Origin of the sequence: Pseudomonas sp. S09G 359, assembly GCF_002843605.1 — a bacterium.
GTDB lineage: Bacteria > Pseudomonadota > Gammaproteobacteria > Pseudomonadales > Pseudomonadaceae > Aquipseudomonas.
The window spans coordinates 3,309,642-3,324,672 of sequence record NZ_CP025263.1; the positions used below are offsets into that span (position 1 = coordinate 3,309,642).

General features: G+C 59.2%; 19 protein-coding genes. 2 read left to right on the forward strand and 17 right to left on the reverse strand.

All coding sequences use genetic code 11. From position 1 onward, the window contains the following. Window positions 1-16: 16 nt before the first annotated feature. Complete coding sequence (locus CXQ82_RS14810) at window positions 17-271, reverse strand: helix-turn-helix domain-containing protein (protein ID WP_003174132.1); 255 nt, start codon at window positions 269-271, stop codon at window positions 17-19. 169 nt (window positions 272-440) lie between these two features. On the opposite strand from CXQ82_RS14810, the gene CXQ82_RS14815 reads away from it, so the two are divergent. Then, entirely contained in the window at window positions 441-698 is a 258-nt protein-coding gene (locus CXQ82_RS14815; protein WP_101270189.1) for a LasR-specific antiactivator QslA, read from the forward strand. A gap of 40 nt (window positions 699-738) precedes the next feature. Here the strand turns inward: CXQ82_RS14815 and CXQ82_RS14820 are convergent, their stop codons facing one another. From CXQ82_RS14820 to CXQ82_RS14860, 9 genes are read right to left on the reverse strand one after another with little or no spacing between them, the layout of a single operon-like run. Beyond that, the gene (locus CXQ82_RS14820; RefSeq protein WP_101270191.1) at window positions 739-3,492 is read right to left on the reverse strand and encodes a conjugative transfer ATPase; all 2,754 of its coding nucleotides are present in this window, start codon (window positions 3,490-3,492) and stop codon (window positions 739-741) included. Then, window positions 3,492-3,908: a TIGR03751 family conjugal transfer lipoprotein gene (locus tag CXQ82_RS14825; protein WP_101270194.1), complete on the reverse strand. Its 417-nt coding sequence runs from the start codon at window positions 3,906-3,908 to the stop codon at window positions 3,492-3,494. Before CXQ82_RS14825 ends, CXQ82_RS14820 begins: the two co-directional genes overlap by 1 nt. Next, the gene (locus CXQ82_RS14830) at window positions 3,871-5,388 is read right to left on the reverse strand and encodes a TIGR03752 family integrating conjugative element protein (RefSeq protein ID WP_101270198.1); all 1,518 of its coding nucleotides are present in this window, start codon (window positions 5,386-5,388) and stop codon (window positions 3,871-3,873) included. The genes CXQ82_RS14825 and CXQ82_RS14830 overlap by 38 nt, the downstream gene beginning before the upstream one ends. Continuing rightward, window positions 5,378-6,190 (reverse strand): TIGR03749 family integrating conjugative element protein, encoded by an 813-nt coding sequence (locus CXQ82_RS14835; protein ID WP_101270200.1) that lies wholly within the window; start codon window positions 6,188-6,190, stop codon window positions 5,378-5,380. The genes CXQ82_RS14830 and CXQ82_RS14835 overlap by 11 nt, the downstream gene beginning before the upstream one ends. Further along, window positions 6,187-6,828, reverse strand: coding sequence for a PFL_4703 family integrating conjugative element protein (locus CXQ82_RS14840; protein WP_101270202.1), 642 nt, complete (start codon window positions 6,826-6,828; stop codon window positions 6,187-6,189). Before CXQ82_RS14840 ends, CXQ82_RS14835 begins: the two co-directional genes overlap by 4 nt. Beyond that, window positions 6,825-7,238 carry a TIGR03750 family conjugal transfer protein gene (locus CXQ82_RS14845; protein ID WP_101270204.1) on the reverse strand — a complete coding sequence of 138 codons (414 nt, stop codon included), beginning with the start codon at window positions 7,236-7,238 and terminating at the stop codon, window positions 6,825-6,827. The genes CXQ82_RS14840 and CXQ82_RS14845 overlap by 4 nt, the downstream gene beginning before the upstream one ends. Window positions 7,239-7,245: 7 nt before the next feature. Further along, the gene (locus CXQ82_RS14850; protein ID WP_101270206.1) at window positions 7,246-7,617 is read right to left on the reverse strand and encodes a TIGR03745 family integrating conjugative element membrane protein; all 372 of its coding nucleotides are present in this window, start codon (window positions 7,615-7,617) and stop codon (window positions 7,246-7,248) included. Window positions 7,618-7,634: 17 nt separating this feature from the next. Then, window positions 7,635-7,874, reverse strand: coding sequence for a TIGR03758 family integrating conjugative element protein (locus CXQ82_RS14855; RefSeq protein WP_101270207.1), 240 nt, complete (start codon window positions 7,872-7,874; stop codon window positions 7,635-7,637). After that, a complete protein-coding gene (locus CXQ82_RS14860) occupies window positions 7,871-8,206 on the reverse strand; it encodes an RAQPRD family integrative conjugative element protein (RefSeq protein WP_101273796.1) in 336 nt (111 codons plus the stop codon). Before CXQ82_RS14860 ends, CXQ82_RS14855 begins: the two co-directional genes overlap by 4 nt. A 299-nt stretch (window positions 8,207-8,505) precedes the next feature. Here CXQ82_RS14860 and CXQ82_RS14865 point away from each other — a divergent pair, with 299 nt between their 5' ends. Next, on the forward strand, window positions 8,506-9,087 hold the full coding sequence (locus CXQ82_RS14865; protein ID WP_101273797.1) for a hypothetical protein: 582 nt from the start codon (window positions 8,506-8,508) through the stop codon (window positions 9,085-9,087). 20 nt (window positions 9,088-9,107) lie between these two features. On the opposite strand, the gene CXQ82_RS14870 is transcribed toward CXQ82_RS14865, so the two are convergent. The 7 genes from CXQ82_RS14870 to CXQ82_RS14900 all read right to left on the reverse strand — a co-directional run bounded on the left by CXQ82_RS14870 (window position 9,108) and on the right by CXQ82_RS14900 (window position 15,026). Beyond that, complete coding sequence (locus tag CXQ82_RS14870; RefSeq protein ID WP_101270209.1) at window positions 9,108-9,839, reverse strand: TIGR03747 family integrating conjugative element membrane protein; 732 nt, start codon at window positions 9,837-9,839, stop codon at window positions 9,108-9,110. Window positions 9,840-9,929: 90 nt separating this feature from the next. Continuing rightward, window positions 9,930-12,035 carry a type IV conjugative transfer system coupling protein TraD gene (gene traD / locus CXQ82_RS14875; RefSeq protein ID WP_101270211.1) on the reverse strand — a complete coding sequence of 702 codons (2,106 nt, stop codon included), beginning with the start codon at window positions 12,033-12,035 and terminating at the stop codon, window positions 9,930-9,932. Window positions 12,036-12,044: 9 nt separating this feature from the next. Next, entirely contained in the window at window positions 12,045-12,560 is a 516-nt protein-coding gene (locus CXQ82_RS14880; protein ID WP_101270213.1) for an integrating conjugative element protein, read from the reverse strand. Continuing rightward, a complete protein-coding gene (locus CXQ82_RS14885; RefSeq protein ID WP_101270216.1) occupies window positions 12,557-13,105 on the reverse strand; it encodes a lytic transglycosylase in 549 nt (182 codons plus the stop codon). The genes CXQ82_RS14880 and CXQ82_RS14885 overlap by 4 nt, the downstream gene beginning before the upstream one ends. After that, window positions 13,087-13,806 (reverse strand): TIGR03759 family integrating conjugative element protein, encoded by a 720-nt coding sequence (locus CXQ82_RS14890; protein ID WP_101270218.1) that lies wholly within the window; start codon window positions 13,804-13,806, stop codon window positions 13,087-13,089. The genes CXQ82_RS14885 and CXQ82_RS14890 overlap by 19 nt, the downstream gene beginning before the upstream one ends. A 9-nt stretch (window positions 13,807-13,815) precedes the next feature. Further along, entirely contained in the window at window positions 13,816-14,487 is a 672-nt protein-coding gene (locus CXQ82_RS14895) for a chemotaxis protein (RefSeq protein ID WP_101270220.1), read from the reverse strand. Then, entirely contained in the window at window positions 14,484-15,026 is a 543-nt protein-coding gene (locus CXQ82_RS14900) for a PilL N-terminal domain-containing protein (protein ID WP_101270222.1), read from the reverse strand. Before CXQ82_RS14900 ends, CXQ82_RS14895 begins: the two co-directional genes overlap by 4 nt. Window positions 15,027-15,031 lie beyond the last annotated feature (5 nt).

Sequence of the window (15,031 nt, forward strand, 5' to 3'; positions counted from 1 at the left end):
GTGAAATGTGAGACTATTATTTGACGTGAAGGGCGCTGCGCAGGATATCGGGTTCCACAAGTAACTGATCTGCGGTAATTTCGAAAATATTGGCGAGCTTGCACAGGACCAATAGCGACGGGTTGCCCGTGCATCGTTCGATTTGACTGACGTAGGTGCGATCCACCTCGGCCATGAGCGCCAGCTGCTCTTGGGTAAGGTTTTTCACGCGTCGCATCAAGCGGATGTTTTCCGCCAGCTGCAGACGAAGCTGTTCGTAGTCTTGAGTCATGCGCGCAAATTGCGCCTTGAGGGACTCTCAATCCACGGGATATAGTCTACATTGGCATTGATCTAGGCCATTTGATGCTCATGCCTGTTATCGAGCGTTCATTTGGCTTCGTTAAGCTTTTCGAAGCTGTACTCCTTGTCTAACAATAATTCAGAAATCTAGGGTGTGTATGGACGAAAACTACATTTCAATTCCTGCGGTGGATGGTTGCCCAAGTCTTCTGACACCTTGGGGCAACGAGTTTGCCTCGATGATCGAACGTGGCGTGCAATGTGCTCAGGCTTGGCTTGATACGCCCGGCGAGGTTCCCCTGTGGTGGGCGCTGGCGCAAACCCGCAAGACCTTTCCTGTCGGTGACTGCCAGGATGCCTTCGAAGCCGGATTCCTGTTGAGGATTCAGCAGCGGCTCCGGGGCGTACCGCAATAACCGGTCACTCGCTTTAGAGCGAGAGCCTCAATAGATTCCCCTATGCGGGTTCTATTTCTCGCGCTCTATCGATCCGTTCAGCTACCCTATACGCCGCTTCGAGTTCTGAGCAGCCGTTCTCCTGCATCAGCGTCCAACGCTCGGCTTTTTCCTCGGGCTCGGTCATGGCCAGGGCGAGGTAAAGGCTGGGTGGCACGGCTCGAAACAGTGTCTCGAGCTTCTTCGACAGCACGACCCCCTCAGTGTACTTCCCCGGCTCCTTACTGGCGGAGAGCAACAAGGCTTTCTGCGCCGGCGTGAGTTTCTTGAACCGTGCGATCTCTTCGATTTCCGCGGGCGGCATGTTCAAACAAATCCACCATTCGATCATGTTGAGCATGGTCTGCGCAGCCGTGGGAAAATCGGCAAGGTTTTGCGTGGCGAGCCAGAACCAAGCACCAAGCTTGCGCCACATCTTCGTCCCCTTGACCACGAATGGCGCCAGCAGTGGGTTTTTGGTGATGATATGGCCCTCGTCGGTGACCATGATGATCGGCCTCCCCAGATATTGGTCGCGCTCGGCGAGGTTGTTCACGGTGTTCATCAGGCTGATGTAGCTGATGGACATCTGGGCCTCGTAGCCTTCGCGAGCGTAAGTGGCGAGATCGACAATGGTCACATCGCTCTCGGGCCAAGGCGTACCCTCGCGATCGAACAGTTCGCCCTCGAAACCCTGGCAAAACAGGTCGATGGACTCACCCATTTCCTGGGCACGCTCGCGGCGTTTCTCCGGCAAGTGCGTGTCAGCGGCGACGCGCAGCAAGGCGTCGCGCACGTCGCGGGTCAGGACCTGGCGACCCGCCGCGACACAGGTCTGTGCCGCATCGAGGATGCACTCGCGGATCAGACTGCGATCGGCCCGGCTCAGGCGGGCTTCTTCCTTGGCCTCGCCGCCAGTGATCATCAGCCGGGCGGTGATTTCCAGTTCACCGAGAACATCGCGCTGGTCCTCGCGACTGGCTACCGCATCCTCGTCCCACTCATCGATCGACAGACTCGCCACTTGATCCGGTTGCTCGACCAGGCGCCAGGCATCGGCGAACGGGGCGAGACTGACCGAGGCGCCAGGTTTCAATTGGACCTTGTTGACCGACAGGCCTTGTGTCGCGAAGTAGTCGCCCTGCAACCCGAATGAGTTGCCGGCCTCGACGATAAATAGGCGAGGGCGGTACACGGCCATGACCTGCATCAGTAAGGTGACCAGGGTCGCCGATTTGCCGGCGCCGGTGGGGCCAAACAACAACAGATGACCATTCATGGCCCGGTCCAGGCGTGACAACGGATCAAAACTCAACGCCGAGCCGCCACGGTTAAACAGGGTGATGCCCGGGTGGCCGGTGCCCGTGCTGCGACCCCAGACCGGAACCAGATTCGCCAGGTGCTGGGCAAACATCAGGCGGGTGTACCAGTTGTGCGTGTCGCGGGCCGGGTTGTAAACCATCGGCAACCACCGCAGGTAGCTATTGCAGGCGGCGACTTCATCGCCTTCCCGTACGGGCTGCAGACCCGCACCTAACAGTGCATTAGCAAGGCTGACCGAACGCTGGTGCAACTGCTGTTCATCACGACCGCGCACGTAGAACGCCAGCGCTCCCCGGTACAGCTTGTGCTGACGACCGATGATCGCGCGGGCCTCTTCAACATCTTGACGGGTCTGGGTCGAGGCCAGATTTTCACCGATGGCTTTGCGCGCCAGGCGGTTTAACTGGTCCTCGAGTACATCCTGTGGTTTGACCACCAGGGTCAGGCTCATCACCGTACCTTCGGGTAACTGGTCGAATAACGCGTTCACTGCGTCGCCCTTACGGGTTTCTCCGGTGAGTTGACCAATCAACGGCGGCCGGCGCAGCTTGTCCACCACCATGACCCGATGGGGCTGATGGTCGAAAAACCAGAGTCCGTGCTCTACATCCGAACGCGGTTCGTTGAAGAACAGCCGTTCGGCAAAGTCATGATCGAAGGGCAGTTCCAGCGACTCGCCATCACCTGACTCCGGATAGGCTGCGAGTTGGTAGAACTCCTCGGGCGCTTCATCGGTGAGCCTGGGGGCTGGATTGAACCAGGGCAGCAGCCAGGCATACAGACCGCGGCCATCGACTCGCGTCGATTGCACCCCGCACGCCTGCAACGAAGCCGCGACCCGTTCGCAAGCCTGATGCAGGGATTGCGCCGGGGTGAGTCCTGTCTCCTCGCCGTCAGACTCAAGCCAGCGATAGACCACCAGACGCACCCGTCGGTTGTTGCCACGCCAGGGCAGGCGCGTGACGGCCTTGTCCTCGAACAGACCTCCCGGCTTGGCGATGGCCTTCAGATGACGGCGGCTGAGTTCCAAATACGTCTCGGTGAAGACCGTGCCTCGCGCGCTGTCCTGAATATAATCGGTGAGCCGGGTCAGGTAGGGGGTGAAGTCGTTGTCGTCCTGGCAGAAAAACTGCGCCACCCAAGGCGCTTGATCCAGCTCGTCAAAGCTATCCTGCAGGGCATCCTCAAGGGCATCGCGGGCCGCCATCAACCAATCGGGTTCGCGCCCTTCAGTGCTGATGGACAGCAACTCGAACACCGCACCCACCGAGCGATTGTCATCGAGCAGAAAACACTGCTTGGTGTCGAGGTACTCGACCCACGGCAGGTGATCGGTGAAGCTGGGGTTGCGCGCATACAGTGCGGCTTCATCGGCCAAGGTGGCGCGCGGGCGCAATGGATTGCGCCAGGCTTTCCACGCGGCAGTGTGGTTGCCCAAATCGCCGGTACGCACTACAAGTCTTCCTGACGTTCGCCCGGCAATGCGTACTGCACCCGTTGGTAGAACGGAAAGACGGTCGAGTAACCCGGGACCGGTGCCTGCTCGGTGCCGCTCAGATGCGGATACACGTACAGCACTAGATCGGGATTGGGCAAGCGAGGGAACAGGTTACGGATCTCGTTCGCCGCTGTGCGAGTGTATGGTTCCTGGAGAGCGGCGGAGAAATTCGCCTGGGCCAGCGGACGGCGTAACTGCTGCCGAGCATCCAGCAGTTGCTGCTGAGTGCCTTGCGAACCGGCACCGTTCCAGATGTCCAGCATGGTTTGCTCGCCATGGGGCAAAAGCGTGTCTTTGTCGGTGGAACACCCCGTCAGGACCCAGCAGAGCGCGCTAATCCAGGTCAGGCAAAGAAGCATGGTCTTTTTCATGGCGAACGCTCCGGCCCTTGGGCTCGTAGTCGATGGTGATCTCATGGTCGAGGTGCAGAGCGACCTGTGCTGCGGGCGGCACGTAAACAGCGGCGAAGGCTTCGCCATACAGTTTGTTGACCCACTCGCGGATGTCGCTGACCCCACCACTGAGAATTGAATTCAGTGCGCTATTGCCACTGCTGCTGGTGACCCCGAACGCACTGCCGCCCGAACTGATCAAGCTGCTGTTGTTTTGCTGGTTCCCGAGCAAGGCACCGACACCCGCGCCGGCCGCAGTGATCAGGCTCTGGCTGCTGAGGTACTGCTGGGCGTTCGAGCGGCGCTCGCCGGCAATGCAAGGAATGCCATACGGATCGGACAGGTAACCGAGTCCACCACGGATCTTGCCGGTGTTTGAGCTCTGGGTGGTGGAGGCATTGCGGCTGGCGACCGCCTTCGGCTGAGGCACCGTGCGGATGGTGCCATCGGTAAACACAAAGGTGATCGACTCGACCTGTCCGCGTACACAAGACAGGGTCCAGTCACCGGAGGCTGTGCCGCTCATCACGGCCCCCGCGACGTCCGGTAGCTCGATACCGTTGGCAGTCAGGTTCTCGGGGCCGACCAGCACCTTGAAGGGGTAGGGATCATTCACCGTGCCGTCCACCGGTACTCGGCCGATCAGCGCGGTCATCGCGACCGAGCCCATCAGTGTGGCGTTTTCGGGAATGGTGTAGACCGGCTTCGCGCCTTCGGTACGATCAGCGGATCGCGTCAGGTCACGCTCACCCTTGCTGACTGCTCGTAGCTGTTTCTGGCTGCGATCAATAGCGTTATCTTTCAAACCCTCCAATGAGTTGAAGGCGGTAGGCAGACTGAGTGCGGAGGAGGTCTTGGTTTTTTCTCGGGTGTCGGTGGGCAGAGTATCCGAGGGTTCAATCCACTGCATCGTGTCACCGGCAGGATGGCCTCCCTCGAACTGAGCGCCATCGCCTGGCTGAAGCCCCAGTCCGACCGGCAGATCCTGACCCTTGCCGGTCAGTCCGGACAACTGATCCTGCAACTTTGTCAGCAGCCCATGGGCCTGACGACTGTCTTGTTCCGCTTTGAGTCGGGCCTCGTTGGCTTGGCGGCGGCCTTCGTCGACCTGCTGGGTCACGCTTCCAAGCGCCGTCTGGATACGCGAATCGACGCTGTTTTCGCGCTCGCGCAGGCGGTTGTTCTCCGTCTGCAGCGACTCGTTGTGTTTCTTCAAACTGAGCATGTCGCTGCGCATGGCCTTCACCTGCCCGACCAGGGTGGCGACCGTGTCGCGTGGGGTATCGCCGGCAATGCCGAGCGCCTGGGCTTGCTGGGTGGATAACTGAATATTGCCCTGATCAACTGGGTGCTCTGGAGAGGGCGTGCTGCCACCCGCTACCCAGGTTTTCAGGATGATCACCACCACGGCCAGCAGCGCAGTCGGTACCAGCCATTTGAGCAATGCATTAGCCTTCATCGCCAGGACCTCGCGCAACGGGCGGGAGCATCATGGCTTGTTCGAGGCCAGCACCGCGGGTGATGAGGTAGGCAATCGTGGTGTCTTCAGCGCTGCCGACACGCCCGAGGAAAGCATGCTGGAAGGCCGCGGCAAACAGCTTGGCCTGAAGCCGACGCGGGTCGAGTTGCAGAGTCTCTGAACCACGATTGCGCAACTTCACCGCCGTCACCCAGTAATTACCGAGTCGCCAGGCGGCGATCGGTCTGCTTGACACGTTTTCGGTCGGCAGCAGGGTTGGCAGTTCGGTGCGCAGCTTGAGCGGGATGCGGCGTACACCGGGCAGGGACTCCACGGTGCGCAGAGACGCGTACAGGCTTTGCGCGGCGTAGCGCGTCAAAGCGACCGGGATCGGTATACGTTCTGGAGCAGGGACGGTGCTAGATTCAGCCTCGGTAGCTTGCACCTGAGCATTCTTGAGGATACGCACGGGCTCCAGCGGTTGATCACCAGGCGTGGCTGCGATATCCAGGAGGATGATCTCGCCGGTCGCGCCCGATTGCAGTTGCAGTCGGGTCGGTGCAATGGCTTCCGATGCGCGCAGATACAGCGTGCCGCCGGTTGATTGCACGCGCAGCTTGCCCGTCAGGGTTGAGGGCACACCGACTCGAACATCCTCATCGACAAAGATCACTCGTTCCTGACCGATCACCAGTGGGACCGTGAGGGGTAGGCGTTCCCAGTGTATCAACTCGACGGCCTGAGCCAGAATCCCGAAGAGTGTCAACGCAACGGCTGTCCCGATAACAAAAATCCGCTTCATGACGGGCCTCCAGGCAAGGCGAGTTTTTGCGGCGTGCCCTGATAACAATCCAGGGCCAGCCCCCACTTATTGCGTTCGGGATCAAGATCAAACCGCACCACGCGCAATGGATAACGCACCACCACCCGCTTCACCGGTTCGGCGGCGTAATACTCATCGGCATTGAGGTCGAGCCTGACCAGCCAGCTGTCGCGATCGAGTTGTTTGACCCTGAGTTCCGGATCTTCGCTGTAACCTCGGCCCAGAATTTCGTAGACGCCACGCACCCGATGGCGCAGTTCGCCGGCGGCCTTGCGGTACTCGTAGTCGCCATCGAGGAAGGCCTTGCAGGCGGGTGTCAGGTAGGGCTGCAAGCCATAGATGGCGCGGCGGTAGTCCTGCTCGCCATCCGAGGGCCAGCGGTTGAGCTGACCAAAGATGTACAGGGCAAAGGCATACACATTCTCTGAGGGAATATCCCACCACTTACGAGTGCTGCCCGAGCGCAGATCGGGGGGGACATGCACGGTCAGATCGGTCGGTGCCGAGCGCCAGCCATACCAGAGACCGGCACAGACCAGGGCGAGGATCGTTACCGCTAGACGCAGGCTGAAGATATGTGCCTGTTGGGCATCCACCTTGTTCCGAAAACGACTCATGGTTGCCACCGGGACAGGGCAGGGCGCAGTCGACGCGAACGGCGAATCGTCCAGGCGCCGGAGTGTAGGATCAAACTTCCGCGCCCCAGGCGCCAACGGCTGGCGAGTATCCATTCGAGTTTGCGGTAAAACCAGGTCTCGGGGCGAGCCCGTTTGGCCCGACGTAAAAGCGTACCACCGGCAAATAACACCAGCGCCATACTTGCGATCATGCTGGTCGGTGCCACGGCAATGGAGGCGGTGGCGATCGCTAGAGGAACGCCCAGCAGTAGGCCAATGATTGCGCCGGCACCGAGGGCCATCCACATCTCATCATTGGTCAACCCGCGCAGTACGGCGGGATCACGATTGAGTCGCTCCGGCAGAAAGACCAAGGTGCCGTCGACAAGGCGTTCGATAGTGTCGTTCATATCGACCTCACAGAATCGCGGCAGCCTTGGTCAGGAACCAGATGATGATCACCACCAACAGGGCACCGATACCGACCACGGCGCCGAGATCCTTCCAGGTCTTGCGCTGGTTCTGTACGTCGGCATAGACGGTCAGCGAATGCCAGGCCACCCCTAAAAAAGCGAGTAGGGCGATCAGCAGACCGAGCAGGATGCCGCCGTCGTAAGCGTAGTTTTTAATCGTTTCGATCAACCCGGAACCCTCACCGCGTGAAGGTGCCTCCATGGTGGGGAGTTCGGCAAAAGCAAGGCTTGGACCGAGCACCAACAACAGACCGATCAGGCGCTGACTGGCGCGATCACGCAGGTTGTTTTTTAGGGGGACAAGGTACTTGAGCATGATGGTGATCTCCGGTGTTAGGGCAGGGTGAAGAACATCAGAACCAGCAAGGTGAGCAGGACGCGCGCGGCGCTGCCGCCAAACGCGCCGAAGCGCACACTGCCTGTTGCCCATCCCCGGTATGCCGTCCACATCACCCAGGCACACCAAAGCAAAGCCAGAACGAGAACCAGAGACAGCCAGAGCGTCGAGCTGCTCTGCTGTGAGAAGCCAGAAGCGTTTTGGAACGCGGCGATCTGGGCATCAGTCATGCTCATGGCGACGGTTCCACGGACGGGGTGCCGAGGCGGTAATCGCCCACCAGCTCACCAGGATCGTGAGGTTGAGCACGGGAGGGCGACAGATAGTTCTGCACTCCTTGGCGAATGCGTTGGATGTCCTGAGACAGGCGGGGATAGTCGAAGCGATAGCGTTCGTTTGGTTCAGAGGTCCTGGCTACCTTAGCTCGCGCCGCAAGGCGCTCAATAGTGTCGAGCTGCTGCTGAACTAGGCTGAGCTGTTCGCGCTCATGAGCAGATGCGGCATAGCCGCCGCTATGGAACGTCATCAATATGAACAGTGAGCAGACTCGGAAAAATGTAGTCGGCATGTGGATAGCCCATTTGGAGATGGGGCCAGCATTCAACTAACGTCCAGGACTCAGCAGTAAGAAACACGAAACACGCTGCGTCATTTTATTTCGATACAGTCTTTGATCGTGTAGCGAGTTCGAACACCGTGTCGAGAGCTACGAAACGCGGAAAAATGACACGATTGGACCGCGAGTACAGCATTGGTTACTCATGAAAAACGATTAGTAGCCGTTAACGTTTGATTCCGCTAACAACATTGTTAGCGGGGCGCAGATAAGCGCGGACGAAATCAGTTAACGAAGAGTGATTGCAGAGAGTGAACATCCAACAAGCAATTCGGCGGTACCGTATTCGACAGGCCGTGGGCTTCTCCTTGATGGTCTTCGGGGCTCTATTTTATTTGGTTTCATCGTTGATTTTTCTGCACCATCAAGCAGAGATTCTCGCGAGCACAAAAATTTTTGGGCATTTGGGAGGGGTTGTGCAAAATTTAGTAGCCGATGTTTACCAGACCACATCACCCTACATCGGTTTTGTATGGGAGCACGCGCCTACCCTCAGCCAGGAAAACCCGCTCAGCTATGGAAATTTGCTGTTTTTCGGTTTGCTGGGTGTGATGATTATTGGAAAGCAAATTTTCCTTTCCGCTAGCCAACTCAAGAGACGTGTTCAGGTTCAACTCGAACGTCTTGAGGAAGCTCAGTGGCGCAACTCGATGCAAAATAGAGCAGCCACCGAAGTCAACGCAAATCAGATCGGGCAGATCAATTTTTATCAGCAGTCTATGCCGCCGTCCCCTAGCGGTGATTGGTGGCAGCGGCCATTGGGTATTGTTGGTTTGTCTATTATTGGCGGTTATGTCGTCGCGATTTTGGCCAAATTCACCGGAATGGTTTAACACGTCAGCGTTACATTTTATTAAATGTATTTTTTAAACGTCGCCGCGGTGATAGCTGTCGTTGCTCCGAGCATCACTGCGCAAGGCAAAAAAATGGCCATGGGATTGAGCGAAAAGGGCAATGACAGGTAAATGATCCAGGGCACGATCAGCAGCGGTAGCACTGCTCGTTTAGCGCGGTGATAGACAAAACTGCTTTCTCGCCCGGCTCCAAACTTGCGCAGGTCGCGGCGCATCAAACCATCAACAAAACCGGTAAGCGTGGCCAACAAAAATAGTGGTGTAGCCAGGACTAGAATCGTCAGGCGCACCACGAAGGTAAAGGTCACATACACTGCGGCCACTACGAAATCCTCAATGCTCACGTAGGGCTGGTTGATCCAGCCCCAGAAGCCGTTGCCCTGGCTCGACATCCGCGCCTGCCGGGCAAAATCCGCAAAGCCAGTCTTAATCAATAGCCATTGATTGAGAGAATCCAGCCATTGAACAATCGTCTGTCCAGGTTGTTGGAGGATGAGAGAAGATTTGAAGTGCTCACTCAGCCAGCCTAGTTCGTTCGCGAACATGGCTTGGCTGTGCCGCCAACCCTGATCGCCCCAGAACAGCAGCAAGCCGGCGAACTCGATGAGTATCGAAAACAGCAATGAGGCGATCAGCAAACCGAAGATGCGTAAAACTAAGCCAATCGCCGAGATGATCAATCCCGGACGCTGGATCGGTTGTGGCTGCGTGTGTCGGACGGAACTCGCCATCGTTCACTCCATTGCGCTTTGCAGTGTTGGTGTCGTCGCGACGCCTTTTGGATCGTTTTCTGCTGAATCGAAACCTGTGGCGGGTCCGGGCTACCCCACCTGATCCAGATCGAAGTTGGTGGTTGGGCCGCCACCGCTGGCGCTCCACCATTGTCCCGCCTGCTCATTGTAGGCGGCCCGCATCCGCTGAGTGAGCTCCTGCAGGTCCTTGGGCATGGCATCGTCGTTGGAGGGTCTTGGCAAAGGCATGCGAACCTTCCAGAGCTGCCCACCGGCCTGGAAGGAAAACATTTGTCCCTTGGGCAAACTGACGATGTGAGCAGGCTCGATCAACGGCACACTGGTGCTGCTGACACGGTCCTGTGAGGACGAGGTGAAGTCCGTGTTGGCCTCCGGATCGGAGGTGTCAGTCGCACCCGACACCAGGGTCTTGGTCAGCACGTTAACCTTGGGTAACTGCTGGGTGAGCAGTTCAGCGGTGGCGGTTTCGCGCACCCGCAGCATCTGCAGGGTGTTGAAGTTGCCAATCACCTGGCCAGCTTTGGCGCGGTTGCCGATACGTGCTTCGATATCGCTGAGGGTCTGGGTGTAGGCGGTTACCTGGATACCGGCGCCGCCACCCTTGTTGATCAGCGGGATGAATTCATCACCCATCAACTCGTTGAACTCATCGGCGTGGAGGTTGATCGGCAACTTGTCACTGTTGTTACCCGATTGGGGCAGGCCATGGTCGATGCCGTGTTTGTAGATGTGTCCGGCGACCGAGACCAAGTCGGCGAACATGGAGTTGCCCACCGCGGCGGCCACCTCGGCGTCGGTCAGTGCATCCAGACCGACGTAGACGATGCCGCGTTTTCGGATGATCTGCATCCAGTCGAAGATTGGCCGCGGGTCATCTAAATCGGTGTAGTTTGGAGCCAGTAACTGGGCGGTCTTGCCGGTGGTGAGTTTTTCCAGCAGAGGTAGCAGCGAGGCGACAATCTTGTCGAAATAGGTACGGTCGTAACGCACCGCCGAACGCAGTCCGTCCAGTACCGGATCAAATACCCGCTTCACCGCCAGGTACTGCTCGATGGCCACAACACGCTTTTCGCGCCCGATCATATGCCGGGGGATGTTCTTCTCGGTGAGCTTGCCTTCAAGCTGAACGATCACCTCCCACGCCTTCGGGTCGGTCTTGGCGAAAAACTGCTGGGCGTACTCGATGAACAGTGCGTCGATGTTGACCACATGCCGTTGGATTTGCAGGTAGTCCGGACGCCGGCCCAACTCGATCAATGCGCGGGCAACGATGTTGACGAAGCGCCACGCGAACTCACGGAAGGCCGCAGAGTTACCTTCGCCGCTAAGCTGTCCGGCGATGCGTGACGCCACTTCCGAGATACGACCGAAACGTCCGACGGCATTGTAGCGGGCCGAGATTTCTGGCCAGCCCAGATGGAAGACATAAAACTCCTTCTCCCTCCCGGCGCGTATAGCTTCGACGTACATGCGTTTGAGCAGGTCGGCATCACCCTTCGGATCGAAGACGATCACCACCTCATGCTCGACGCGGTGAATGTCCTGGGTGATGTACACCTCGGCGAGCCGCGTCTTGCCGACGCGGGTAGTGCCCAGCACCAGTGTGTGTCCGACCCGTTCGCCCAGCGGCAGACTGACTTCCGTTTCGTCGGGCTCAACCCCGTGCAGAAGTGACGAGCCACCGACTGGGGGCAAAGGGCGCAACGGATTGAAGGCACTGTCCCAAGCCGTGACTAGGGCCAATATCGAGAGCGGAAACGGTGCATATTCCAGGCGTCGTTCGAGTTCTCGGGCTAGGCGATAGCTGGTCGGTTGGTCGACATATTGGGCGACTGCCGGATCCTGGGCCTCGACCAAGCGCTGGGTGTGCAGGCGGGTCCAGCGAAAGCCGCGCCCCATAAACAAACGCTTACGGCTGACCGGAATCTGCCGACTGGTCAGTTCGTAGCGGGGCAGTCGGCGGATATTGCGCCGATAGCGCAGCACATCCCAGGCTTGTCGCAGGCGGATAAGGCCGAACAGGGTATAGGCCAGCGCCGCAGCCCGCCCAATCTCGGGTGAGAGGGCCACAGCCCAGGGCGAGTACACGCACAACACCGCGGCGGTGATGCAGATCGCTACGGTGTACAGCTCCACTGCTGGCCGGAGCTTGGACTCCATCGCATGCTCGGCCATGACCTGGACTCACTGTTCCAGTGAGGTGGCAGTGATCAAGACGGGGTAATGCTCGATCTGCAGGCGAGTGGCGATGTCGTTACCGTTGACCGGCAGGATGGTGATGCCGGGAGCCGCTGCTCGAATTCGGTCCAACGCTTCGGTGTCGGCCACTTCGACGGCGAGGCCGGCCGCACCCATTTCCTGCAGTTCAGTCGCGCGTTGACGCAACCAAGCCAGCGACTGGGGATCCTCACCCACCAGGAAAAATGGCCGTAAGCCTGGCATGTTCAGGGCGCGAGACGTGATTTGGCCGGGGCTCAAGCGAGAACTGCGGACGGGTAGTATCCAAGCTTCATCGGCAAACGTGGACAGGTCCGCATGCATGGCCCGATCAGGCTGGATCTTGTTGTTTATTAGCGGCCTGGCAACCTGAAAATGGGGTCGACTGAAGTCGCTAGGCTGATCCCCGGCTACGGTCAGCTCCGGCTGGGCGAAAGGTGCCAATAGCAGGATGAAGTAGCAGGTAAGGGGCATTCGCTTCATGGTGGTGTGTCCTGTTTGAAGGCAATCAGCAGTCGTTCGAGTTGCCGGGAAAAACCTGCGCGGTAACGTGCGGCCGGCGCTCCTCCTGCCGGGCGGTGATAGCGTCCGGCAGCTGACACCCAATCACCGGTGGCGGCGTGATGCTCCTGCAACAGCGCGGCGGTCACGGCCAGATTTCGGTAGGGATCAAGGGCTTCGCAGGGGGTGGAATAACGTTGTCCGTGGTAACCCAGGTTTATTTGGCCGAGTCCGGCATCGACCCGCTTGGCGTCATGTCGGGCGAGGGCCTGAAGCAAAGCGTGACAGGCGGCGTGGCGAGTGGCGAAGCGGTAGGGTGTTCCAGCGATGTTCAGTGTCCAGGGCCAGGGCAACAGTCGACCACGGACGTGGATACCACTCTCCTGCAGGGCGATCGCGAATAGCACCGTAGAAGGAATGTCGGCGTCATGCGCCGCCAATTGGTAGGCCGGAGGCGGAAGTTCGTCAGCCTGGACGGCGAGCACCATCAGCAGGATCGCAATACCACTCAGTCGAGGCGTTGCCATTGTCCATTCACCTCTTGAAATGTGGCAGGCAATGGCCCCGGGGCTCCCAGGCTGAACCAGCGACCACGGTCATGGTTCAGGGTGATCTGCTGGCGTTGGACCTTGGCCGGATCGACGTCTGCTTGCCGAGCCCAGTTACGGACGCGTTCATCCTCGCCTTGGCTGCCCACCAGGTAGATATCGAACGCCATGTCACTGCTTTGCAGACGCTGCGCTTCGGCGGTGCACGCTGGGCAGTGGTCCTCCACAAACAAGGCTTGACGCGGCATGACCGCTGAGCTGGCAGGGGACGGGGATGCCATGCGCTGGATCGGCAGCAGCCCGGGAAACAGCTTGGCCCAGGCCGCGGTGTAAGCATTTTGGTAGGCCAACTCGCGCTCGGCGCGTTTGGCTTCCAGCGCTACCTGTAATTCGGCATAGCGCTGGCGCTCTTGCTCGGTCTGGGCCTCGACCCCGAGTGCGGTCAACGGATCGAGGTTCGGGCTCCAGAAACCGCGCGGGCCGGCTTGGATCTGTTCGAAGCGCGTCCACTCCTGCTCCGTCAGACCCCAGCTCGCCGCCTGTACAGAGTCAGAGCGTCCCAGCGGAGCGGATTGTGTGTCCTGGAACCGTGACTGTGTCGTGACGGGGTTACCCATCGCAGCACCTGTGGTCAGTAGCGAAACCAGGCAGGCGACGGGGAGTAGTGACGCTTTGTTCATGATCGCTTCTCAAGGGACTTGCACGGTCTGGTCTGGCTGAGTGGCCACCGCGAAGACGGCTGAGTTCGGTTCCAGTACTTTTAGGTGCCAAGCCCCCAGTTGCTCACCGCTATGCAGCAGCCGGACATCCGTGAGAGAGCGACTGTCATGAGGTGCGACCGCCAGAAAATGCTCACCACCACGGGACTCGACACTCAACACCGAGAACGGTGGCGACAGTCGGGCAGGTTTGGGGCGAGCGGTCTTTTTCGGTTTGGTTGCGGAAGGCGTCGACGGTGGGGGGGAAGGCTGAGCCTTGAGGTCCAGGAGCTGCTGCTCGACGTGCTCAAGGCGTGCGCGCAGCGCTGTCAGGTCTGCCAAGGTGGCGCGGGCTGCGAGGCCATCGCGCAGTTCCTGTATCTCTTGCGCCCACTGATCCAACATCGGATCGAGGGTATTGGCCTGTTGCTCGCCGGTATCGACCATCTGTTTCAGGTCTTTCAGCGCGTACTGCAGCTTCTCCTGGGTGTCCTTGAGGGCGCTTGAATCACGTTGCAGGGTATCCAGGGTTTGTCGGTATTGCGTGTTCGTGCTCTGTAGTTCCGCCACGCGCTGATACTGGTTATACAATCCACCACTCAGCCCGGAGGCCGCCAGGCAAAGCAATCCAATAATGAGGGTTTGAAACGTCGAGGCTTTCATGGATGTGCCTCCGCCTGATGGGATGAGCTTGGTGTGGCCCGCACGACGCCAGCCTCCGTTTTCTGCTGTTCGAAGCAGACCGAACGGCTGACTTCATCGGTCGTGAGTTGCCAGGCGGGCCCAGCTAGCACTTGTAGCGCGTTGCGCAAAGAGAGCGGGCCGAGCCGGAAATGAGCCGCGGGCAGGGGCCGAGTAAAGAGCACCCTCACCGACGCAGTAGCGGGGCAGAGCGAATAGCCCGAGCGTCGCAATACGTACTGCAACGCATCCTGCACCGAAGGACTCAGGCTGGACGGGATGCTCACGTCAATGATTTGGGCAAGAAGATTGCGTTGTTCCGTGGTGGGCTCGGTGCTGACCAGCGTGTAGCGGCCATAGCGAAGTTCCGCCGGATGGCTTTCTTCGGCTGTACCCCTCGAGTGCGGGGCCTGATTGGAGCCGCTGCCGATTTCTGGATGGGGCGGCAATGGGGTGGGAATTTGCGCGGTGCAGGCGCTCAACAAACCCAGTAGGCAGACAGGGGTGAAAAAACGCTCCATGGAAA